Genomic DNA, 21,229 nt, shown 5'->3' with positions numbered 1-21,229 from the left:
CGGTCACAGCCGCGCAATCCCGAAATTGTTTCGCGCCGGCTCGCGCGCATCGCCCTCGGTGCATGTGTCCAGGCAGAAGGCCACGACCCGCCGCGTGTCGCGCGGGTCGATGATGCCGTCGTCCCAGAGGCGCGCGGTCGCAAACAGCGCCTCGCCTTCGCGGTCATATTGCGCGATCAGCCTTTCGGACATCGCCGCCAGTCCCGCATGGTCGGGCTCGACGCCGCGCGCCGCGGCACCGTCTTCAGCGACGATCGTCAGGACCTTTGCCGCCTGTTCTCCGCCCATCACCGACAAGCGATTGTTCGGCCATGAAAAGATGAAGCGCGGACCGAACGCCCGGCCGCACATCGCATAGGCGCCAGCCCCGAAACTCGCGCCGATCTGGATGGTGACCTTTGGCACCGACGCGTTGGTGACAGCCTGGATCAGCTTCGACCCATGTTTGACGATACCCGACGTTTCCGCCTCCACCCCGACCATGAACCCCGTCGTGTTCTGGAGGAACAGCAGCGGCGTTCGCGATTGGCAGCAGAGCTGGATGAACTGCGCGGCCTTGGTTGCACCCTGCGCATCGATCGGCCCGTTGTTACCGATGACGCCAAGCTCACGGCCTTCGATCCGGGCGTGACCGCAAACGGTCTGCGGCCCATATTCCGCCTTGAACTCGGTGAAATCGCTATCGTCGACGATGCGGGCGATGACTTCGTGCACGTCATAGGGTTTGCGGTAGTCGGGCGAGACGATCCCGAGCAATTCTTCGCTGTCGTAGCGGGGACCGGGCTTGGCCGGCTGCGGCAGGCTTCGATCCCAGCGCAACTTTGCAAGAACCTCGCGCGCCTGGCGCAGCCCGTCCGCATCGCTTTCTGCCAGATAGTCGCCGACCCCTGTCACCCGGGTGTGCAGCACGGCGCCGCCAAGATCTTCATCACGGGCAATTTCGCCCGTGGCTGCCTTTAGCAAAGGCGGGCCGGCCAGAAATACCTTGGAGCGGCCGCGGATCATGATGACATAATCGGAGAGGCCGACCTGATACGCCCCCCCCGCCGTCGATGAGCCGTGGACCACCGTAATCGTCGGCAGACCGAGAGCGGACATGCGCGAGAGGTTGGCAAAAGTGCGGCCGCCCTCGACGAACATTTCGGCCTGCAGATTGAGGTTCGCGCCCGCGCTTTCGACCAGCTGGATATAGGGCAGCTTGTTTTCGATTGCGATGTCCTGGACGCGGAGCTGCTTCTTGATGCCCATTGGATGCGCAGCACCGCCCTTGATGCCGGCGTCGCTCGCGAACACCATCGCGCGGACGCCCGAGACGAAACCGATCCCGGCGATGACACCGCCGCCATAGACATTCTCGACGCCGTCATCGTCGTGCATGCCGATGCCGGCGAGCGTCGACAGCTCCAGAAATGGCGCGTCACGGTCGAGCAGCAACGCGACACGATCGCGCGGCAGCAATTGTCCGCGCTTGGCGAATTTGGGGCCGGCGCGGGCGGACGCCGCCAGCACCTTGGCTTCGAGCGCCCGAAAGTCGCCGATCAATTCCAGGTGCGCCGAGCGGTTGTGCTTGAATGCTTCGCTCTCGGCGATGGCCATGCTTTCGATAATCGCCACGCTCAGCCTCCGAACAAATTGATGAAGCGATTGCGCAGCTCGACCTTGCGGAGCTTGGAAGTCGCGGTGAGCGGAAGATCGTCGACGAACTCGAAGGCCTTGGGCACTTCATGCGGCGCGAGCATCTCGCGGCAGTACATATGGATATGCCAGGATTCGGCGGTTTCGCCGGGCTTCAACATGATCACCGCGACGACGGCCTCCTGCCAGCGCGGGTGCGGCACGCCGATCACAGCGGCGTTCGCGATCAGATGGCATTGCAGCAGGACCTGCTCGACCTTGACCGACGAAACATTCTCGCCGCCGCTTTTGATCATGTCCTTCAGGCGGTCGACGAAAAGCAATTGGCCGTCGTCATCGATGACGCCCAGATCGCCGGTATGATGCCAGCTGAAGCGCCGCGATTCAGCGGTTGCAGCGTCATCCTTATAATAGCCGAGCATGACGTTCGGACCGCGATGCACGATCTCGCCGATCTCGCCATGTGGCAGCAGCGTGCCGTCCTCCGCCATGATCGCCACGTCGTTGACGATCGACGGCTCGCCCCAATAATTGCCCTCCTTGAGCAACTGCTGCTCCGGACGCAGCATCATCGTGCTCGGGTACATCTCGGTTTGGCCCGAGGACAGGACAAAGGTCGGGCAAAACTCGACGAGCAGCCGCCGCAGCAAAGGTCCGGGCATGGGGGCCATCGCGTAGATGCAGTAGCGCAGCGATGCGAGGTCCAGCGTGTCGCGGACCGGATGCTCCATCATCGCGGCGTACATCATCGGCAGCCCGACGAAGAAGCTCACTTTTTGCTGATCGATCGTCGTCAGCACCTGTCCGGGTTCGAAGCCGTTGTGGAGGACGACGGTCGCGCCGGCGGCGAGGAATGTCGTCAGGAGGCAGTGCGCCGACACATGGAAGAGCGGCAAGACGATCAGGATGCGATCGTTGCGCGTGACCATCCATTCGCCGATGTTGCACATCACGGTGGCATAGACGGCCAGATTGCAGTGCATGACGCCCTTGGGCCGCGATGTCGTCCCGCTCGTGTACATGATCATTGTCAGGTCACGCTCGTGAATCGGCAGATCGGGTTCGCGGTTGGACGCAGCCTCGAGTCTTGCATCGAAATCGGGACCGAGCGTCAGCACCAACGGCTCACCTTCGGTACCGCCAGGGACCGCCTCACCACTGTTCGCATCGGCGATAACGATGGCGGCCTCGGTATGATTGAGAATATAAGCCCGGTCGTCCGCCGAGAGGGCGGGATTGATGGGAACCCAGACGAGCCCGGCCTTGTGAATTCCGAAGATGGTGACGATGAAGTCGATGCTGTTCGCGCAGATGGTCGCGATCCGGTCGCCGGGCTTTGCGCCTTTTTCGAGCAGCATATTGGCGCAGCGGTTCGCTTTGTCGTCGAGCTCGCCGAAGGTGATGGTGCTCGATGGGGTGACCACCGCTGCCTTGTCGCGGAAGCGGCGCGCCGAACGCCGCATCAGGTCGCCGAGAGCCACGCGCCCGATACCCTCGGTCACGAGCGGCGAGGGCTGAAGGCCCAAGCTGACGGGTGAGGTCTTTGAGCCCTCGTAAGACGCCGACCCCGATCGAGCCATTTCGACCGGCGCGCTCAAGACCGGAACCTCAGGCTCGCGCAAGGCCGGGTCGATTTGATCTCCACGATCACAGAATCTCTCCGACCAAATTCTGGCCAAGGCAGTTGATCCAGATATGCGCCAGCCATCGGCATCCTCTTCTCATTCGCTTGTGCTCGGGGAGAGCGCGACTCTTATCGGTCGGCAATAGCTGCCGCGTGGGTCATGGTCAAGACTTGCTTGCCGCAAGCTAGTCTAACTTGCTTGTCATTCGCGCCGAGCTGAGCCGCCGCCTATTCGCTGCAATCCTCGACGCAGCGCGGGATATTTCGCGAGAGGCGGCGCGTGTTTTTCGTGAAGGGGCGGACAACAAAAGTCGGGGAGGGCAGGTGGACGCAAGCCTGCCCAAGTCCCGTCGATGCTTCGAGGTTGCTGAGCGGATTATTGTGCCACGCTTCAGGCTTCGCCGATGAGTTCGCGACCGATCAGCATCCGCCGGATCTCGTTCGTCCCGCCACCGATACCGAGGAGCTTTGCGTCGCGATAGAGACGCTCAACCGGCCAGTCCTTGGTATAGCCTGCACCGCCGAGCGCCTGAACAGCTTCACTCGCCACACGCTCGGTGTTTTCGGCCGCCAGGAGCAATGCGGCCGCTGCATCAAATCGCGTCGTCCGGCCCGCATCGCAGCTTTTTGCGACCGCATAGACATAGGCGCGCGACGAATTGAGCGCGACGTACATGTCGGCGATTTTGGCCTGCATGAGCTGGAACTCGCCGATCGGCTTACCGAATTGCTTGCGCTCCCGCACATAGGGCAAAACGACGTCGAGACAGGCTTGCATGATGCCGAGGGGAATACCGGCCAGAACCGCGCGTTCGAAATCCAGCCCGCTCATCAGCACGCCGACGCCGCCATTCACCGGCCCCAGAGCATTGGCCTCCGGCACTTCGCAATTGTCGAACACCAGTTCCGCGGTTGGCGATCCGCGCATGCCCATCTTGTCGATCTTCTGTCCGATCGAGAAACCCGGCATATCCTTTTCGATGATGAAGGCGGTGATACCGCCGCTGCCTTCCCCGGTCTTCGCGTAAACGACAAGCGTGTCGGCATAGGTCGCATTGGTGATCCAGAATTTGGTGCCGTTAAGGACGTATCCGCCCTGCACGGCATCGGCTTTCAGTTTCATCGAGACGACGTCGGACCCCGCTCCCGCCTCGGACATCGCCAGGCTCCCGAGATGCTCGCCTGAAATGAGCGGCGGCAAATATTTCGTCTTCTGTTCGGCCGAGCCCCAGCGAGCGATCTGGTTGATGCACAGGTTGGTGTGCGCGCCATAGCTGAGTCCGATCGCACCCGAGGCCCGCGCGATTTCTTCGCAGGCAATCACATGTTCAAGGTAACCGAGGCCGAGCCCGCCATATTCTTCGGCGACGGTGATGCCGTGCAAGCCGAGTTCGCCCATGCTCGCCCAGAGCTCGTCGCGCGGAAACCAGTCGTCGGCGTCGACCTTTTTCGCGAGCGGTGCGATTTTATCGGCCGCGAACCGGCGGGTCGTTTCCCGGATCATGTCGGCTGATTCGCCGAGATCGAAGTCAAACAGCTGCATAAATCGCTCCCATCATTTCTGTCACATAAGGATTCACATTCTCACCGGGCCGCCTGGCGACGCCGAAATCTGTCCGGCAGTGCCGGGCAGAGGACGTGTTTGACCGGGAGGCGCGGGCCAAAGGCTGGCCGCCGCTGCGGTATCGGCTTCGGCGAGCGTGAGCCCTCGCGCGGTCGAGCCGTCGGACCCGCCGTCACCGGCGGCGTGACGACGCAGTTCGAGCTTGGCGATCTGGTTGCGATGGACCTCGTCGGGTCCGTCGGCCAGTCGCAGCAGCCGGGCTGTCGCAAAGGCGGCGGCAAGGAAATGATCGTTATTCGTTCCGCCACCACCGAAGAGCTGAATGGCCCAATCGACCACCTGCTGTGCCATGGCAGGCGCGGCGACTTTGATCATCGCGATCTCCTGACGCGCAGCCTTGTTGCCGACGGTGTCCATCATCCAGGCGGCACGCATCGTCAGCAATCGCGCCTGATCGATCAAAATTCTCGATTGCGCGATCCGCTCCAGGGTGACGCTCTGTTCCGACAGCGGACTGCCGAAGGCCACGCGCTCGGTCGCGCGGCGGCACATCCGCTCCACGATCCGCTCGCTAAGCCCGATCAGCCGCATGCAATGATGGATGCGGCCGGGCCCAAGCCGACCCTGCGCGATCTCGAAACCGCGGCCTTCGCCCAGCAGCATATTGGCGGCGGGGACGCGGACATTCTCGAACACAACTTCCGCCGACCGATCGGGAACGCCGTAAAAGCCAAGGACAGGCAAGGCCCGAACGACCCGGACACCGGGGGTATCGCGCGGGACAAGGATCATCGATTGCGCCTTGTGCCGGTCGGTTGTCGCATCGCCGGTGCGGCCCATGAAAATGAAAAAGGCGCAGCGCGGGTCGGTTGCTCCTGTCGTGTACCATTTGCGGCCGTTGATGACATAATCGTCATCGTCGCGCGATATTTCGGAAGCGATATTGGTCGCGTCGGACGACGCGACTTCGGGCTCGGTCATGGCAAACGCCGATCGCGTCTCGCCGGCGAGAAGCGGTTCGAGATAGTCTGCTTTTTGTTGATCGGTGCCGAACAGCAGCAGGGTTTCCATATTGCCCGTATCCGGCGCGGAACAGTTGAAGATTTCCGGGGCAAAAAGCGAACGGCCCATGGCTGCGCATAGCGGGGCATATTCGACATTACTCAGCCCGCTCGCATCGTGCGAGGCCGGGAGAAACAGATTCCACAAGCCTTCGGCGCGTGCGCGGGCCTTGAGATCCTCGATATGCGGATAGATCGCCCAGGGGCCGAGGCGCTCGGCGGCCAGATACAGCTCGCGCTCGACCGGATAGAGATGCGCCGCCATGAAATCCTGCAGCCGGTGCTGCAGGACGACGCTGCGCGCGCTTTGAGTGATGTCCACGTTAGTTCCTCATGAGGCCGGGGCGCCGGCGCGGCGCGCCTGTTCCCAAGCGAGTTCGGCCAGTTCGGGCAGCGCCTTGACGCGCTCGGCGGCTTCCGGCGACGCCGCCGTGCCCCGCGCCAGACGGCCCTTGATGCCATGGATGATGGCGGCGAGCCGGAAGAAGGAAAAGGCCAGGAAGAAATCATAGTCGGACGTATCCGCAATACCCGTGCTCTCGGCGTATAGCGCGAGATATTCCGCTTCGCTCGGCGCGTTCAACATCGCGAGTTCGGCGCCCGCCAGTCCGGCAACGATGTGACCGGGCATGCGATACATCATCGCGTGATAGGCAAAATCGGCGAGCGGATGCCCGAGCGTCGCGAGTTCCCAGTCGAGCACCGCGACGATCCGCGGTTCGGTCGGGTGAAAAATGAGATTGTCGCAGCGAAAGTCGCCATGCACGATCGCCACTCGCTCGGGATTTCGCGGTCTGGCATGGTCAAGCCATGCAATCATCCGGTCCATGTTCGGATCCCGGCCGGCGACCGTATCGGCCAGATACTGCTCGGAAAGCCGTTTTATCTGGCGTTCGACATAGCCAGTCGGCCGGCCGAAGCCGCCGAGGCCAATTTGGTCGGGGTCCAGCGCGTGCAGGTTCGCGATTGCCGCGTTCATGGCCCGGAAATAGTCGGGTCGATCGCCGGTGCTGACGTCGGGAAAGGTTGCATCCCAAAAAATTCGGCCTTCGACCAGTTCCATCAGGTAAAACATCGTTCCGATGACTTCGGGGTCGACGCAGCTTGCGTAAATCCCGGCCACGGGAACGCGCGTGTCGGCGAGCGCGGACTGCACCATCGCTTCGCGATCGACGGCATGGGCGCCCTTTAAAAGCATTCCCGATGGCTGCCGCCGCAGGACATAGGAGCGTGACGGTGTGCCGACCAGATAGGTTGGGTTGGACTGTCCGCCGTGAAACTGCCGCACGCTGATCGGGCCTTCATAACCATCGACATTGGCGCCCATCCAGCGCGCGAGGTTATTTTCATCAAAACGATGACCCTCGCGAACGGGCATGGCGCCAACGGTTCCGGCTATATCGGCGGGTTCGGCCACTTGCAGACATCCTCTCAATCGCGACGCTCTCGGTCGATCCTGGGAGTTTTAGCTTGCTAGGCGCAAGCAAGCAAGTGAGCATTTTGCACAAAATTGTGCTGTTTCGCCGGTATCGGCGGTTTGGGGTGGGCCCACCGGCGGGCTATGCGCGTTGCAAATCCATGCGAAGAACTGCCTGGGCGAAACCGTTGTTGGCCGGGACGGGCTTTCGCAAATTCGCGACACGTAGCAGGGATGGCAAGCGTGTCCGTTCGTCACCGTCGCATTGTGCGCGGACGAGTCTTGCTTTGCCGGAACTATTATCTGCGTTGCAAGCGCCCACGCGAATAGCCGACTTCGCCCCGGATCTATGGGCGGCTTCCCACAGCAAGCGATCGAGCTTGCCGCCACCGGTGGAGTAGCGAGGGCGACAGCGGTGCGGCACAGCACGCCATCCTTCGTCGGGCCACATCAACATCTCATCGCCTTCGAGGCGAATCACTAGCTTGCTCGAAACAAGCGAGTGGACTAGAACTCGGGCAAATCTTCCACAAAAAGGATGGTAAATTGGTACAAATGCGAAGGTTGAAGCCGGCGAGCAGGGCAAGCAACAAGGCGCCGCGACTCACACAGGCGGAACGCACCGCGATTTCCGACGGGCGGATGCTCGAGGCGGCGATGGCGCTGGTCCTGGAGCGCGGAACCCATAACACCACGCTCCGCGAGGTCGGCGAACTTGCCGGCTACAGCCGCGGTCTGGCGAGCAATCGCTTCGGGTCGAAAGACGAGCTGTTCGCCGAATTGATCGACGTTTTCAACGAGCGCTGGAAGAAGGAAAGCAGCGCGCTCGTCGGCAGCAAGACCGGGCTGGAGGCTTTCGACGCCGCGAATGAAAGCATCATCGACTTCATGAACGATAACTCGGATTATATCCGCGCGATGTTCATCCTATATTATGAGACGGTGGGAAGCAGCACCGTGATGCGCGAGCGGCTGGCGGAACAGCACGGCGCCTATCGCCGGGCGATCGCTCGCTATATCAGTCAGGGCATCGCCGAGCAGACGATCAAGAGGACCGTCGATCCAACCCGCGTCGCCCTCCAATATACGTCCTTCTTCTTCGGCCTGGTTTATCAATGGCTCGCGAACCCGGACGCGATCGAGTTCGAGAGCGCATTGCATGATTTTCGCGACGCCATGATTCAGGTTATCGGCGAAACGGACATGGCAGTTCGACGATCCGCCTGATCGCCCGCGATCAAGCGGCGAGGTTAAATTCCTGGTAGTTGGGATCGCGGAGGACGTCGCGATACTCGTCCGGCGTTCCGGTCCAGTTTTCCGGCATGCCCTTTTCGTCCAGATACCAGTTCTTGCAGCCCGTGTTCCAAATCGTCTTCGGCACGGCTGAAAGCACGCGTTCGCGGAACTGGGCCATTGCTTCCGGCCGGGCCTCGATCGAATGAAATCCGTTGTCCGCGCAATAGCGGATGACCTTGACGATATGGTCGACGATCGCTTCCGAATAGGCGATCGCGCTGAAATTACCGCGCGGCGAATGTGGCCCACCTATGAGCATGAAGTTCGGAAACCCCGGGACATGGACCGACAGATGCGCGCCGGTCTCTTTCTTCCACACTTCTGTCAACGATTCGCCGCGGGCGTTGGTCAGTTCGATCGGGCGATGGTAGGCGCGCGCATGGAAACCGGTCGCGAAAATGATCACATCGAGTTCGTGCAAACGTCCCGACTCGTCCAGCAAGCCTTTCTCGGTTGCCCGCACGATCCCGTCGCGCACAATCTCGACATTGGGGCGAGCCACAGCCGGATAGAATAATGTCGACATCACCATCCGCTTGCAAAGCGGCTCATCGGTGGGGGTCAGCTTCGCGCGTAGTGCCGGGTCCTTGACGCGGCTCAGATGCCATTTGCACATGGCGGACAGGAATTTGCGCTGCCAACCCTGCTTGATGACTGCTTCGGCGAAAACGCGTTCGAAGAACCACCCGTAAAAGCTACCCGCCAAGCGCCCGATGAAAGGAAAGGCGCGGACGATGGAGCGCTCCATCTTGCCGAACTGGCGATTTGGCAAGGGAAACACCCATTGCGGTGTGCGGATAAACGCCTTGAGGTTGACCCCTTGATTTGCAATCGCCGAGATGACCTGCGTTCCGGTCGACCCGCTGCCAATGATGCCGACGCGCTTGTCCGACAGGTCGATGCCGTCAAGCCACTCGGCCGTGTGAAACTTGGTCCCTTTGAAATCGTCGATGCCTTCGATATCGGGGAAGGCCGGGACATGCAGCGGCCCCGTCGCCGCAATCAGAAAATCGACGGTGTCGCGCTGACCGTTCGATGTCTCGAGATGCCAACGCTGACCGTCGAACTGCGCCTTCGTCACCTTGGCGCCAAACACGATATCGCGTCGAAGATCGTATTTGTCGGCGATCTTGACCATGTATGACTGGATTTCCGGCCCGAGCGCCAGCCGGTGGCTCCAGCCGGGGTTGTGTTCGAACGAATAATTATAGTGATGCGCCGGGACGTCGCAGGCGATGCCGGGATAGCGGTTTTCGCGCCAGGTGCCGCCGACCTCGTTCGCTTTTTCATAAATGACGAGATCGTCGAAGCCAGCTTCGCGCAGTTTGATTGCCTGCATCATCCCTGCGGCACCAGCTCCGATGATCGCGGTGCGCGGACGATAGGCGGAATTCTGGGTCCGCGACGCATTCGTCGCCGGGCCTTTGGCCATCTGATTTTGCATTACTCTCTCCACTTGCTTGTCACACACTAGTATCGCATTGTCGCCATGACAAGCATATTGAAAGCGAGAGGTGGGTTCGATGGAGCGTGTTCGCGGCAAAAGGGCGCTGGTGACCGGGGCAGCGCAGGGATTGGGTGCCGCGGCTGCCCAAATGCTTGCTCGTCACGGCGCCCACGTTTTGCTGACCGATATCAACGAAGCCGGGGCACAGCAGGTCGCCGAGTCGATCAATCTTGAAATCGGCAGCGAAGTGGCCTGGGGTTTCCAGCACGATGCGACCAGCGCCGAGGATTGGGCAGCGGCGATCGAACAGGCACGCCACCGCATGAATGGCCTGTCCGTGCTCGTCAACAATGCCGGGATGGTACGGACAGGATCGGTCGAGGATCTCGATCTCGAGCAATGGCACCATGTCATGCAGGTCAACACCGACAGTGTTTTTCTGGGCTGCAAACTGGCCTTGCCGATGATGCGCGAATGTCAGCCTGCGTCGATCATCAATCTTTCATCAATCGCCGGATTGATGGCGTCTCCGAACCTCGCTGCCTATAATGCCTCGAAGGCGGCCGTCTGGCTTCTCACCAAATCGGTCGCGCTTCTCGCGGCCAAGAAGGGGTGGGACATCCGCTGCAATTCGATCCACCCGACATTCATTCGAACGCCGATGCTCGACGATCTGCGCGGCGATCGCGACGAAGCCGAAACGCTCGCACGTCTTGCGAAACAGGTTCCATTGGGCCGTCTCGGCGACCCCGACGACGTGGCTTATGCTGTCTTGTATATGGCCTCGGACGAGAGCCGTTTCATTACCGCTGCGGAATTCAAGATCGACGGTGGAATTTCAGCGATTTAGAAACTTGCTTGCGCCTAGCTAGCGTATTAGTTATGACGAATCACCTTCAACGAAGATTGAGGTGGGAGAGGACGAATGAGCGCTAGGAAGCCTAATCAACGCAAAGGCCCATTCATTGCACGGCAGCGCGCTGGCGCGAGTCGCGCGTCAACTGTCCCATTATCGCTGTCACATGTCGGTCGGCGCGAACGCCGGTTCGTGCCGATCCTCGGGAGAATTTCTCTCCCGTAAGTTTCGGGGGATCGGTTTCACAAAAATAAAATCTAGGGAGAGCTTCAATGAACCATGTCAATCGTGCGCTTTTGGGTGCCAGTATCGCTGCTATTGCCGTTGCCGGCCAGGCGCATGCCCAAGCCGTCGCGCCCGCTGCCGATGCCCCCTCCCAGCAGCCGGTTGAGGTTGAAACGGCCAATCAGGCGCCAGATTCGAATGATATTGTGGTTACCGCCAACAAGCGCGAGCAGCGTTTGAACGACGTCGGGATTACCGTTGCGGTGGTGTCAGGGGATGCGCTGCAGAACCGGCAGATCAACTCGCTGGCGGATCTTGCAAACGCGACACCCAGCCTCTCCTTCACGAACAGCGCGAACGGCACACCGGTGTACACTCTGCGCGGCGTCGGCTTTTACGAAACGTCGATCGGTGCTTATCCGACCGTCAGCACATATGTGGACGAAGCGCCGCTCGCGTTTCCAGTCCTTTCGTCCCACTCGGCGTTTGACCTGGAGCGGGTCGAAATTCTGAAGGGCCCTCAGGGCACCCTGTTCGGCCAGAACGCAACCGGCGGCGCGATCAACTATATCGCTGCCAAGCCGACTAGCGAATTGAGTGCGGGCGGCAGCATCTCCTATGGTCGCTTCAACGAAGTCGTTGCCGATGCCTTTATCAGCGGTCCGATCTCCTCGACACTGAGTGCGCGCCTCGCAGGCCGGATCGAACGCGCCGACGGCTGGCAGATCAGCAACTCGCGACCGGGGGACCGGAACGGCAAGGTCGAAAACTATATGGGCCGACTGTTGATTGATTTTGAACCGACAGAGCGGCTGCGTTTCAAACTGAATATAAATGGCTGGAAAGATAATAGCGAAACGCAAGCGCCCCAGTATATTGCGCTGTTTCCGCAAGCGCCTGCGTTCCTGACCCCCCAATTGGCAGCAGCGCAGTTTTCGCCGGAGCGGCCGCAAGCAGCTGATTGGACTCCCGGCGTCCCCCGGCGCAGCAACAGGCTTGGACAAGCCACTCTTCGTACCGAATTCGACGTGAGCGACGACGTCACGTTGACATCGCTCACGTCTTACGCCGATTATAAGCAACGGCAGGGTGATGAGGGCGATGGCCTTCCGCTTTCGACGCTTGACCTTGTCAATAACACGGGCCGCATCAAGAGCTTCAACCAAGAACTCAGGATTTCGAACAATAGCGGATCGGACTTTCGCTGGGTCGTCGGCGCCAACTATGAGCGCAGCACGGTCAATGAACTTATCGACTTATCGTTTCCTGATGTTTCCGTCAGAGGCCTTTATGGATCGTTCGGTTACCCGTTCTTCTCGCTATCCTATTCCAACGATCAAAAGATGGAGAACTACGCCGGCTTCGCGAATATCGAATATGATATCGGCCAACTGACGGTTAAGCTGGGTGGCCGCTATACCAAGTCGAGGACCGATGCCAGCGAGTGCGGGTTCGACGACAGCGGCAGTCCCACGAACACCGGCCCCCTGTTCTACGATGTGCTTTTCGGCGGAGCGTTGGGGCCATATGCCGGGCAATGCTATCAGATCAACAATACGCCGGACACGTATAACGGTGTAGCACCTGGCGCATCGGGCCGCTTCACCGACACTCTGAAAGAGGACAATTTTTCGTGGCGCGTGGGTCTGGATTACAAGCCGGTGGACGACGTCCTTCTCTACGCCAACGTCGCGAAAGGCTATAAGGCCGGCAGCTATCCGACGCTCTCGGCCTCGCTCTTTAGCCAGTATCTCCCGGTCGTGCAGGAGTCTGTGCAGTCTTATGAGGCCGGGTTCAAAGCCACGCTGCTCGATCGGACGCTGCAACTGAACGGTGCGGTCTTCTATTATGATTACACCAACAAGCAGCTGCGGTCGAAGTTCGTAGATCCGAATTTCGGAATTTTGGACGTGCTTCAAAATATTCCGAAGTCGGACGTCAAGGGCTTCGAAATCGAGATGAGCATCCGCCCGACGCAGGGGCTCGTGATCAACAACACCTTCACCTATCTCGACGCCACCATCAAAGAATTCACCGGCATCAACTCAGGCGGCATTTCAGCCAATTTTGCTGGCGCAAATGTCCCGTACACGCCGAAATATCAGTTCGGGAGTAACATCGATTATGAGTTCCCTGTTTCCGACTCGTTGAACGCCTTTCTGGGCACGAGTCTGAATTTTCGATCGAAAACGGTGGCGACGATCGGCGGCGAAACCAATCCTGCGGGAGTCACTTCTCCAGTCACGACCGTTTTCGGCATCGACGATTATGTTCTGATCGATCTTCGCGCTGGCGTGGCAGCGGCTGACGACAGCTGGCGGGTGTCCGTCTGGGGCAAGAATGTGGGCAACGAATATTATTGGAACAATGTAGTTGCCGCGTTCGACACCATTCAGCGCTATGCTGGCAAACCCGCCACCTACGGCGTCAGCGTAAGCTTCCGCTACTAGGCCGCGCGCGTACATAATTTCAATCAAGGACAAGATGATGGCAGACAGACTGAATGGTAAAGTGGCCGTAATTTCGGGCGGCGCGTCGGGCATCGGCGCGGCAGCGGCGCGTCTCTTCGTTTCGGAGGGCGCCCGAGTCGTCGTCGCGGATCTCCAAGAGCCACTCGATGAAAAGCTTGCTGAACTCATCAACAGCAAGTCCGAAGCGATCAAATTTCAGAAATGCGACGTGTCTTCAGAAGATGAGGTCGTATCAGCGATCGACGCTGCAGTCTCGGCGTTTGGTAAGCTCGACACGATTGTTGCCTGTGCCGGCGTAGCCGGAATGGGCGCAGCAGGTGATATTTCGGCGGAACATTGGGACAAAACCTTCGCAATCAACGCACGCGGCGTGTTCCTGTTTACCAAATACGCCATCCCGCACATGATTAAAGCGGGCGGCGGTTCAATCATCAATATCTCCTCTGCGTTCGGGATTGTCGCAGGCCCTCATTTCGCGGCCTATGCTGCATCAAAAGGCGCGGTGCGCAATTTCTCGAAGTCGGTTGCGCTGGACTATATTGGCCAAGGCATTCGATCAAATTCGATCCATCCGGGTTACATTGACACACCCATCGTGCAGAACATCATCAACAACGCCGCGGATGTCGATTCTGCGCAGGCGATCTTCAACAGTCTTCAGCCCGGCGGTCGCCCCGGGGTTCCCGAAGACATTGCGTGGGGCTGCGTCTATTTGGCCTCGGATGAGGCACGCTTCGTCACTGGTGCCGAACTCGTCATCGATGGGGGGCTACTCGCGCGCTAGAAGTGAGGGCTCGCTCCGGAAACGGCTTGCGGCGCCGTCTGCGAGGGGCGCCTTTGCAGCGGGCTCGGTTGTTCACAATTCACGGCCGCTCTACCACCATAAGGGGGCTACTGACGTGACCCTCTGGTTTCTACCAGTCGGAATTAGAGCCCAGTCGATTTGTTGCGCATGAGCGCGGTGTAAGCAATAGCCTAAGGCGTTGTCACTGCCTTGCGCAGTCAAAGGTTCTGTCGGGCACAAAGGCGCTTCGGCATGATCCTGGTGTTGCAGGTTGATGACGCTTGAAGCCCGCCAACTTATTGATTATTTTTTGAGTGGCCAGTTCTTGGCTTTGCTTTCTCACTCACACTCGTGATTTCGTTCTCTTACTGCACGTCATCATGGAAAGTTAAGACATGATTCTGTATGACTCGAATTTCGCTGCTCCCAATCCATACACGGTTCGTCTTTTCGCTCACGAGCGCGGAGGTCTGAACTTCCAGGCAGAGGCGATCGACCTCGCCAACCTTGCCAACCGTGCCCTGTCTTACAGAACCACGGTAAATGCGCGTGGCGAGGTCCCTGCGTTGCGGTTGGACGACGACCGGATCGTGACCGAAATTACGGCGATCTGCGAATATTTCGATGAGATCGCGACAGGTGGTCGCTCGCTCATCGGCCAGACAGCGGAAGAACGCGCAACCGTGCGGATGTGGACGCGTCGCGTCGATCTGGAGGTTGCCGAGCCAATGGTTGCCTGGTGGCGCGGTGGAGCGGATGCCGAGGCCTACTATCGCGGCAACCGCGTACTCACGCCTGCCGCGCAGCAGGACAACCGGCTCATTGCCGACCGCGGCCTCAATCAGCTGGACGACGACCTGTCCGGTCGCGACTTCCTGTGTGGTGATCGCCCGATGATGGCTGACATACTTCTCTATGGCTTCATGGCAACCAGCGTCAGCGTCGTGCCGTGGCTCAACCCTCCTGGCCGCACGAATGTTGCCGCTTGGTTTCAGCGGATGGCCGACCGTCCCGCATCGGCAAAGGCCCTGGATTCTTTCGAAGCGCAGGTTTCGCTGGCACCGAACAGCGCAGCCTGAGGATCACTGGCCGACCTTGCGGGATTGGTTAGGGCCAACTAGCGCGACTACGATCATTGCGAGGGCCAAGCCGTTCGGGCCTCTCTACACTACGGATGTCGCGCCGATGTAATCAAAAATGGAATGCTCCTTGGCGGCGAACGCGCGAGTCAGAGAGGGCAGGACAAATTCTTCCTCATCGAGCCGGATGGCTGCGACAGCCGCGACTGCCTCGGGCGAGGTCAAAGCCCAGCTCATGGCCTCGCTGCTGGGCCACCACATTTCGGTCACCCCGTCCGGCGCCGGTTGCCAGCCTCGCAATTCGGCAAAATCGAATTTCGCTGCCGGATCCCGATGGTTCTGAACATATTAGCAGATGCCTAGCGCCGCCGCGTGCTGCCGGACGAGATCGGCGTGCTGCGCCCGCCAGCGTGCGCTGAATTCCGCTGTGCTGAGGTCCGGTCGCTTCCAGATGTCGATGACTATCTTGACGGCGGTCCCGAAACCGGGCGGCGATCCGTCGGAGATGTCCAGAACAACCTCTTCCTGAGCGACAAATCCGCTGACATTGCTCGTTTCGGTGAATTCCCGCTCATCCACTTCCAGGATGGCGCTGGCCTCTCCGCCCTCGGGCGAGGCGAGCGCGCGCTCCATGCTTTCCCAGCTATCCCACCACAGTTCCGACTGACCGTCCAACGGGGTGCGCCAGGTTTGCCCCGCGGTGAAATTGTCTATTTGGGGCAAGGCGATCCGGTGGGTCTGAACGTAGCGCAAGAAGCCCATCGCCCGCGCGTGGTTACGGACAAGGCTCCCATGCCCCTGGAGATAGCGCGGGTAGAATTCGCCCTCGCTCATGCCCAGTTTCCGAGGCACTTGGCATAACATCTTGATCAAGCGAATCTCCTTAAAGCAGGGGCCGGCCGTTCGCGGCTACCTGTCCAGATGCTTGTCGAAAAACGCGCCTGCCTCCTCGAGTGCAGCCTGACCTTCGTCCAGCATGCCCGTAAACAACTGCCAGACATGAGGAAGTCCCTGATAGACCCGCAGGTGCACCTGGACATCCACCAGAATCGCGGCTCGTAAAAGTCTGAGGGAATCGTCCAGAAGAGCCTCATGACTGCTGACCTGGATCAGGATCGGCGGCAATCCCGCTAGGTCGCCATAGATCGGTGACGCTTCGGGTGATGCGGCATCTGCGCCTGCAAGATAGGTTTCCGCCATGCCGGGAGCCACGCCTTCGGTGACCACAAAATCACGGTCCCGGTTGTCGACAAGCGACTGTCCGGTCGTGCCCATGTCGGCGAATGGCGAAAACAGAACAGCTGCGCGGGGAAGAGCAATATTGCGCGCCTTGCATCGCAGCATCGTGGCGACGACAAGGCCGCCCCCCGCAGAGTCGCCAGCGAAGAAAATGCGATCGGGCGGCGTGCCGCTATCGAGAAGCCACTGATAGGCGGTGACGGCATCATCGATAGCCGCTGGAAAGGGATGTTCAGGTGCCAAGCGGTAATCGACCGCCATGGTGCGCATCGATGCGGCCTGACCCAGTCTCGCAACAAGGCCGCGATGCGACGTGAATGAGCCGATCACATATCCGCCGCCGTGCAGATAAAGTAAGGTAGCGTCGGTTCTGGATCCCGGCGCGACACCGATTTCGCAGGGCACCCCATTGGCATCGACAAGCTCGAACTCGATCGAGGAATCGAACGGCGTAAAATCGCCAAACCCGTCGAACGCCACGCGCAATTCCGGTACCGGCAGCGACCCGAGATCCGGGCCCGAGCGGATCATCTCATTGACTTGTTGTAGCTGGTCTTGGGACATGATCGTCAACTCCGCTCTGTTTCAATGCCTAAAAGGTTCAAAAGTGAATTGTTACGCTCGTCATTCGAAGGAGCACCGCGCTCGGCGTGTGGAATTCGCCGGACTGTGCGTGCTTGCTCGCGGCGCTCGCCGGAATCGCGGGAGCGTTGGCGGGCGTTCTTCGTCAAATGGTCTCAATTGGGCCGCGACGTGAATCGTCCGGTGGCGCCGAGCGTCGCATCTGCAATTCCTCTCCATATTTTGACAGCAACGCTATCCAAATAGCTTGCGGCAAGCAAGTGTTTATAGCGCTTTGCCGGGTCGCGTTTGCTCATCCCTTCAGGAAAAATGGGGCCGCCGCGTGACGTCTCGCCGAAGTTTTGCTCTGGTGAAAAAAAGGAGACCACCCCACCGCTCGGACGATCGAGTGGGAGACTACTCGGGAAAAATGTCAGAAGAACCGCGGAGGAGCGAGGGGCATGCCGCCGGGCTTAGAATCGGCTTCTGAAATGCGATCGAAAGATCAGACCATGCGTAAGCCGACTGCCCTTTCCGGCTAAGCGACGGGTCGCAACGCAATTATTTTGTGGGGATGGATGTGGGGTCATTTTCGCGACCACTGTAAAAACTATCTAAAATCAAAGCTTTAGAGGCTGTAATTGGCTCCCCGGGTAGGATTCGAACCTACGACCGATCGATTAACAGTCGATTGCTCTACCGCTGAGCTACCGAGGAACACACCGCCGAAGCGGACAAGGCGGCCCCTTTGCCGCCAACCGACAACTTTATCAAGGGGGTTTTGCCGCCTTTTATGACTCTCAGACGATAAATTGTTCCATCGCGATGCGTTCGTCGAGGCCCTGGTCGGGATCGAACAGCAAAGTCAGCGGTCGGCTGCGGTCGGTTGTCACCAAAACCGTCTTCACGTCGCGGATTTCGCGCTGGTCGGCGACCGCGCTGACCGGGCGTTTCGCGGCCTCGCGGACGTTGAAACGGATGCTCGTCGATTCGGGGACGAGCGCGCCGCGCCAGCGGCGGGGGCGGAAGGGGCTGATCGGGGTGAGGGCGAGCATTTCCGATTCGAGCGGCAGGATCGGGCCGTTGGCGCTGAGGTTGTACGCGGTCGATCCCGCGGGGGTCGACACGAGCACGCCGTCGCAGGCGAGCTCCTCGAGCATCGTCTTTTCGTTGATCATCACCTCGAGCTTGGCCGCCTGGCGCGTTTCGCGCAGCAGCGAAATCTCGTTGATCGCGGGCAGGATATGCCGCTCGCCGCTGATCGTCGTGATATCTCCCGAGAGCGGATGGATGAGGAACGGACGCGCGGCGGCGATGCGGTCGAGCAGCCCTTCGACGCGAAACTCGTTCATCAGGAAGCCGATGGTGCCGCGGTTCATCCCGAAAACGGGCAGGCTGCGGCGCTGGTCGAGCAGCATGTGCAGCATATGTAGCAGGAAACCGTCGCCGCCGAGCGCGATCAACAGGTCGGCCTCGGCCAGCTCGACAAAGTCGTAGAGCGGGCGCAGTTCGGCTTCCGCCTCCATGGCCGCGGGCGCATTCGATGCGACAAGCGCGATCTTGCGATGCATATTGGTCCGGTCCCCCCGTGCCTCAAAATATCGGGCGGCGTGTCAGCCCCCCGTTGCACTCATATGACGCGCGACCGCCGGTTTGGACTCTCGTTCGATATGAAAGTCATGCGCGCGGGGTTTGCCAGCCAATGCCGCATCAATCAAGCCGTCGACGTCGCCGCCGTCGCGCAGCGCGGCGCGCAGGTCGACATGATCGTCCTGGCCGAGGCACATATAGACGCGTCCCTCGACGGTCAGGCGGATGCGGTTGCACGTCGCACAGAAATTGTCGCTGAGCGGGGTGATGAGGCCAAGGGTGACCGGGCTGTCTTCGACCGCGAAATAGCGCGCGGGGCCGCCGGTGCGCTGGTCGACCGGCCAGATGGCGCGGGCTTCGCGAAGCGGCGCGATGAAATGGTGGAGCGGGATATAATGATCGCTGCGGTCGTCGGACACTTCGCCCAGCGGCATCGTCTCGATCAGCGTGAGGTCGCAGCCGTTCACCGCGCAATAGCCGAGCATCGGGAGGAGCTGGTCTTCGTTCAGCCCCGCGAGCGCGACCATGTTGATCTTGACCGCCAGCCCGGCGGCGCGCGCCGCGTCGATCCCGCGCAGCGCCACGGAAAGGTCGCCAACGCGCGTGATATGGCGAAAGGCGTGCGCGTCGAGCGTGTCGAGGCTGACGTTGATGCGGCGCACCCCCGCCGCGGCGAGCATCGCGGCGTGTTCGGCGAGGCGCATCGCGTTGGTGGTCAGCGTCAGCTCGTCGAGCCCGCGGCCGATCAACGCGCCGAGCCGCATCGCGAGCGTGTCGATCCCGCGTCGCACCAGCGGCTCGCCGCCCGTCAGACGGATGCGGGTGATCCCGCGCGCAACGAACCGCTCGGCAAGGTCGCCCATTTCCTCTATGCTGAGCACCGCCGATTTGGGCAGGAAGGTCATGTCTTCGGCCATGCAATAACGGCAGCGCAGGTCGCAGCGATCGGTAACCGACAGGCGCAAGTAACTGATCCGGCGGCCAATGCCGTCGATCAGGGGCGCCGTGGATGCGGCCGGTTGGGAAAATGTGGCAGCCACGCGCATATTGTGATGCAAAAGGCACGAGCTTGGCAAGCAAAGCCTGCTAGGGGAATGCGATGAATCGCCTGTCCGAGACCCTTTCCGCCTGTGTCCATAAACTCGAAAAGCTGCACGCGCGGCACAATGCCGATGCCGGCGTCATCCTGGTCCAGGTCGACCAGATGGCGCGGATCAACAATAGCGCGGGGACCGCGACGGGCGATTCGGTGCTCGACGAGATCGGGCGGCGGCTCGAAAATTTTGCCAGCGACGAATTCGGCCAGGGGTCGTGCGTCGACCGTCTCGACGGGCCGCGTTTCCTGATCGTGCCGGCAGCGCCGATGTCGCTTGGCGCGCTTCGAGCACAGGAACGCGCGCTGCACGTCGCGCTCGCCGAACCGATCGTCGGCGATCCGAACGGCCGGCTGTCGATCCGCATCGCGGCGGCGTTGATCACCCGCGACGAATCGGTCGCCGAACAGCTCCGCGCCGCGGGCGACCAGCTCGCGCGTCCCGCGTCGGCGCGCGACGGGGCGATGGTCCATGCCGCACTGTCGGCGGGTGAGGTGGTGATCCACTACCAGCCGCAATATGACGTCGGCACCGGCGAGATGACCGGGGTCGAGGCGCTGCTCCGCTGGCAGCATCCCGAACTCGGCCTGCTCGGCGCGGGACCGCTGGTCACCGCGGCGCGCGCCGCGCGGCTCGAATGCGAGCTCACCGAACATGCGCACCGCGTCGCGCTTGCCGAAATGGCGACCTGGCCGAAGGCGTTGGCGAAGCTGCGCGTGTCGCTCAACATCACCGCCGCCGACCTGGGCGATCCCGAATTTGCCGGCCGCTTCGCGGGCATGGCCAAGGCCGCCAAGGTTGATCCCGACCGGTTGACGCTCGAGCTCACCGAACAGGCGATGCTGAGCGACCCGGCGAGCGCCGCCGACCAGCTCGCGCAGATCCGCGCGCTCGGCGTCGCGGTCGCGATCGACGATTTCGGGACCGGCTATTCCAGCCTGTCGCTGCTCGCGCGGTTGCCGATCGATTATCTCAAGATCGACAGCGGCTTTACCCGCACGATCGACGGCAGCGACCGCGACCGCATCGTCGTGCGCGCGATCGTCGACCTCGCGCGGGCGCTCGGCCTGCTCGTGGTGGCCGAGGGGATCGAGAATGAGCGGCAGCTCGCGCGCCTGTCCGAAATCGGCGTCGCGACCTGGCAGGGGTTCCTGAAATCGGGGCCGGTGCCGTCGGACCAGCTTCTCGGGCTGATGGACGCGTAGAAATGGCCCCTCGTGGCCTGGCGGGAGCAATTGGCAATAATCCCCGAATTCTTCAAGATGCGGTTGAGCGAATGAAGGCAG

General features: G+C 60.9%; 17 protein-coding genes and 1 tRNA gene. 6 read left to right on the top strand and 12 right to left on the bottom strand.

Going from position 1 to position 21,229, the window contains the following annotated elements; genetic code table 11:
• Nucleotides 1-3 precede the first annotated feature (3 nt).
• The 5 genes from VGN62_RS07970 to VGN62_RS07950 form a co-directional block, all read right to left on the bottom strand.
• On the bottom strand, nucleotides 4-1,614 hold the full coding sequence (locus VGN62_RS07970) for an acyl-CoA carboxylase subunit beta (RefSeq protein WP_327452532.1): 1,611 nt from the start codon (nucleotides 1,612-1,614) through the stop codon (nucleotides 4-6).
• Between the two features lie 2 nt (nucleotides 1,615-1,616).
• Entirely contained in the window at nucleotides 1,617-3,116 is a 1,500-nt protein-coding gene (locus VGN62_RS07965; RefSeq protein WP_327452530.1) for a class I adenylate-forming enzyme family protein, read from the bottom strand.
• A 534-nt stretch (nucleotides 3,117-3,650) separates the two neighbouring features.
• Nucleotides 3,651-4,802, bottom strand: coding sequence for an acyl-CoA dehydrogenase family protein (locus tag VGN62_RS07960; RefSeq protein WP_327452528.1), 1,152 nt, complete (start codon nucleotides 4,800-4,802; stop codon nucleotides 3,651-3,653).
• A 33-nt stretch (nucleotides 4,803-4,835) separates the two neighbouring features.
• On the bottom strand, nucleotides 4,836-6,206 hold the full coding sequence (locus tag VGN62_RS07955; protein ID WP_327452526.1) for an acyl-CoA dehydrogenase family protein: 1,371 nt from the start codon (nucleotides 6,204-6,206) through the stop codon (nucleotides 4,836-4,838).
• 9 nt (nucleotides 6,207-6,215) lie between these two features.
• Nucleotides 6,216-7,262 carry a phosphotransferase gene (locus tag VGN62_RS07950; protein ID WP_327452790.1) on the bottom strand — a complete coding sequence of 349 codons (1,047 nt, stop codon included), beginning with the start codon at nucleotides 7,260-7,262 and terminating at the stop codon, nucleotides 6,216-6,218.
• Nucleotides 7,263-7,943: 681 nt separating this feature from the next.
• Between VGN62_RS07950 and VGN62_RS07945 the strand changes: the two genes are divergently transcribed.
• Nucleotides 7,944-8,528, top strand: coding sequence for a TetR/AcrR family transcriptional regulator (locus tag VGN62_RS07945; RefSeq protein WP_327452524.1), 585 nt, complete (start codon nucleotides 7,944-7,946; stop codon nucleotides 8,526-8,528).
• 10 nt (nucleotides 8,529-8,538) lie between these two features.
• Here the strand turns inward: VGN62_RS07945 and VGN62_RS07940 are convergent, their stop codons facing one another.
• Nucleotides 8,539-10,041, bottom strand: a complete 1,503-nt coding sequence (locus tag VGN62_RS07940; RefSeq protein ID WP_327452522.1) for an NAD(P)/FAD-dependent oxidoreductase — start codon at nucleotides 10,039-10,041, stop codon at nucleotides 8,539-8,541.
• Between the two features lie 79 nt (nucleotides 10,042-10,120).
• Between VGN62_RS07940 and VGN62_RS07935 the strand changes: the two genes are divergently transcribed.
• The 4 genes from VGN62_RS07935 to VGN62_RS07920 all read left to right on the top strand — a co-directional run bounded on the left by VGN62_RS07935 (nucleotide 10,121) and on the right by VGN62_RS07920 (nucleotide 15,459).
• Nucleotides 10,121-10,894, top strand: coding sequence for an SDR family oxidoreductase (locus VGN62_RS07935; RefSeq protein ID WP_327452520.1), 774 nt, complete (start codon nucleotides 10,121-10,123; stop codon nucleotides 10,892-10,894).
• A 278-nt stretch (nucleotides 10,895-11,172) separates the two neighbouring features.
• Nucleotides 11,173-13,575: a TonB-dependent receptor gene (locus VGN62_RS07930; protein WP_327452518.1), complete on the top strand. Its 2,403-nt coding sequence runs from the start codon at nucleotides 11,173-11,175 to the stop codon at nucleotides 13,573-13,575.
• A gap of 37 nt (nucleotides 13,576-13,612) precedes the next feature.
• Nucleotides 13,613-14,380: a glucose 1-dehydrogenase gene (locus tag VGN62_RS07925; RefSeq protein WP_327452516.1), complete on the top strand. Its 768-nt coding sequence runs from the start codon at nucleotides 13,613-13,615 to the stop codon at nucleotides 14,378-14,380.
• 395 nt (nucleotides 14,381-14,775) lie between these two features.
• Entirely contained in the window at nucleotides 14,776-15,459 is a 684-nt protein-coding gene (locus VGN62_RS07920; RefSeq protein ID WP_327452514.1) for a glutathione S-transferase family protein, read from the top strand.
• Between the two features lie 84 nt (nucleotides 15,460-15,543).
• Here the strand turns inward: VGN62_RS07920 and VGN62_RS07915 are convergent, their stop codons facing one another.
• From VGN62_RS07915 to moaA, 6 genes are all read right to left on the bottom strand, one after another.
• Complete coding sequence (locus VGN62_RS07915; RefSeq protein ID WP_327452512.1) at nucleotides 15,544-15,696, bottom strand: hypothetical protein; 153 nt, start codon at nucleotides 15,694-15,696, stop codon at nucleotides 15,544-15,546.
• Nucleotides 15,697-15,807: 111 nt separating this feature from the next.
• Nucleotides 15,808-16,293: an EthD domain-containing protein gene (locus tag VGN62_RS07910; RefSeq protein WP_327452510.1), complete on the bottom strand. Its 486-nt coding sequence runs from the start codon at nucleotides 16,291-16,293 to the stop codon at nucleotides 15,808-15,810.
• 75 nt (nucleotides 16,294-16,368) lie between these two features.
• Nucleotides 16,369-17,262: an alpha/beta hydrolase gene (locus VGN62_RS07905; RefSeq protein WP_327452788.1), complete on the bottom strand. Its 894-nt coding sequence runs from the start codon at nucleotides 17,260-17,262 to the stop codon at nucleotides 16,369-16,371.
• 639 nt (nucleotides 17,263-17,901) lie between these two features.
• Nucleotides 17,902-17,976, bottom strand: a tRNA-Asn gene (locus VGN62_RS07900).
• A gap of 83 nt (nucleotides 17,977-18,059) precedes the next feature.
• Nucleotides 18,060-18,830 (bottom strand): NAD kinase, encoded by a 771-nt coding sequence (locus VGN62_RS07895; RefSeq protein WP_327452508.1) that lies wholly within the window; start codon nucleotides 18,828-18,830, stop codon nucleotides 18,060-18,062.
• 42 nt (nucleotides 18,831-18,872) lie between these two features.
• Nucleotides 18,873-19,895, bottom strand: a complete 1,023-nt coding sequence (moaA, locus tag VGN62_RS07890) for a GTP 3',8-cyclase MoaA (RefSeq protein WP_327452506.1) — start codon at nucleotides 19,893-19,895, stop codon at nucleotides 18,873-18,875.
• A gap of 53 nt (nucleotides 19,896-19,948) precedes the next feature.
• On the opposite strand from moaA, the gene VGN62_RS07885 reads away from it, so the two are divergent.
• On the top strand, nucleotides 19,949-21,148 hold the full coding sequence (locus tag VGN62_RS07885) for a GGDEF domain-containing phosphodiesterase (RefSeq protein WP_327452504.1): 1,200 nt from the start codon (nucleotides 19,949-19,951) through the stop codon (nucleotides 21,146-21,148).
• Nucleotides 21,149-21,229 lie beyond the last annotated feature (81 nt).

The sequence above is a fragment of the Sphingopyxis sp. genome (genome assembly GCF_035998905.1).
Lineage (GTDB): Bacteria > Pseudomonadota > Alphaproteobacteria > Sphingomonadales > Sphingomonadaceae > Sphingopyxis.
Note: the sequence above shows the minus strand (reverse complement) of the source record. Positions and strands in the feature narration are given on the sequence as shown.

Excerpts from the sequence above, each read along its gene's own strand:
- VGN62_RS07960 (WP_327452528.1), bottom strand. The coding sequence starts at position 4,802 with ATGCAGCTGTTTGACTTCGATCTCGGCGAATCAGCCGACATGATCCGG.
- VGN62_RS07950 (WP_327452790.1), bottom strand. The coding sequence starts at position 7,262 with ATGCCCGTTCGCGAGGGTCATCGTTTTGATGAAAATAACCTCGCGCGC.
- VGN62_RS07945 (WP_327452524.1), top strand. The coding sequence starts at position 7,944 with ATGCTCGAGGCGGCGATGGCGCTGGTCCTGGAGCGCGGAACCCATAAC.
- VGN62_RS07940 (WP_327452522.1), bottom strand. The coding sequence starts at position 10,041 with ATGCAAAATCAGATGGCCAAAGGCCCGGCGACGAATGCGTCGCGGACC.
- VGN62_RS07935 (WP_327452520.1), top strand. The coding sequence starts at position 10,121 with ATGGAGCGTGTTCGCGGCAAAAGGGCGCTGGTGACCGGGGCAGCGCAG.
- VGN62_RS07930 (WP_327452518.1), top strand. The coding sequence starts at position 11,173 with ATGAACCATGTCAATCGTGCGCTTTTGGGTGCCAGTATCGCTGCTATT.
- VGN62_RS07925 (WP_327452516.1), top strand. The coding sequence starts at position 13,613 with ATGGCAGACAGACTGAATGGTAAAGTGGCCGTAATTTCGGGCGGCGCG.
- VGN62_RS07920 (WP_327452514.1), top strand. The coding sequence starts at position 14,776 with ATGATTCTGTATGACTCGAATTTCGCTGCTCCCAATCCATACACGGTT.
- VGN62_RS07915 (WP_327452512.1), bottom strand. The coding sequence starts at position 15,696 with ATGAGCTGGGCTTTGACCTCGCCCGAGGCAGTCGCGGCTGTCGCAGCC.
- VGN62_RS07910 (WP_327452510.1), bottom strand. The coding sequence starts at position 16,293 with ATGAGCGAGGGCGAATTCTACCCGCGCTATCTCCAGGGGCATGGGAGC.
- VGN62_RS07905 (WP_327452788.1), bottom strand. The coding sequence starts at position 17,262 with ATGTCCCAAGACCAGCTACAACAAGTCAATGAGATGATCCGCTCGGGC.
- VGN62_RS07895 (WP_327452508.1), bottom strand. The coding sequence starts at position 18,830 with ATGCATCGCAAGATCGCGCTTGTCGCATCGAATGCGCCCGCGGCCATG.
- moaA (WP_327452506.1), bottom strand. The coding sequence starts at position 19,895 with ATGCGCGTGGCTGCCACATTTTCCCAACCGGCCGCATCCACGGCGCCC.
- VGN62_RS07885 (WP_327452504.1), top strand. The coding sequence starts at position 19,949 with ATGAATCGCCTGTCCGAGACCCTTTCCGCCTGTGTCCATAAACTCGAA.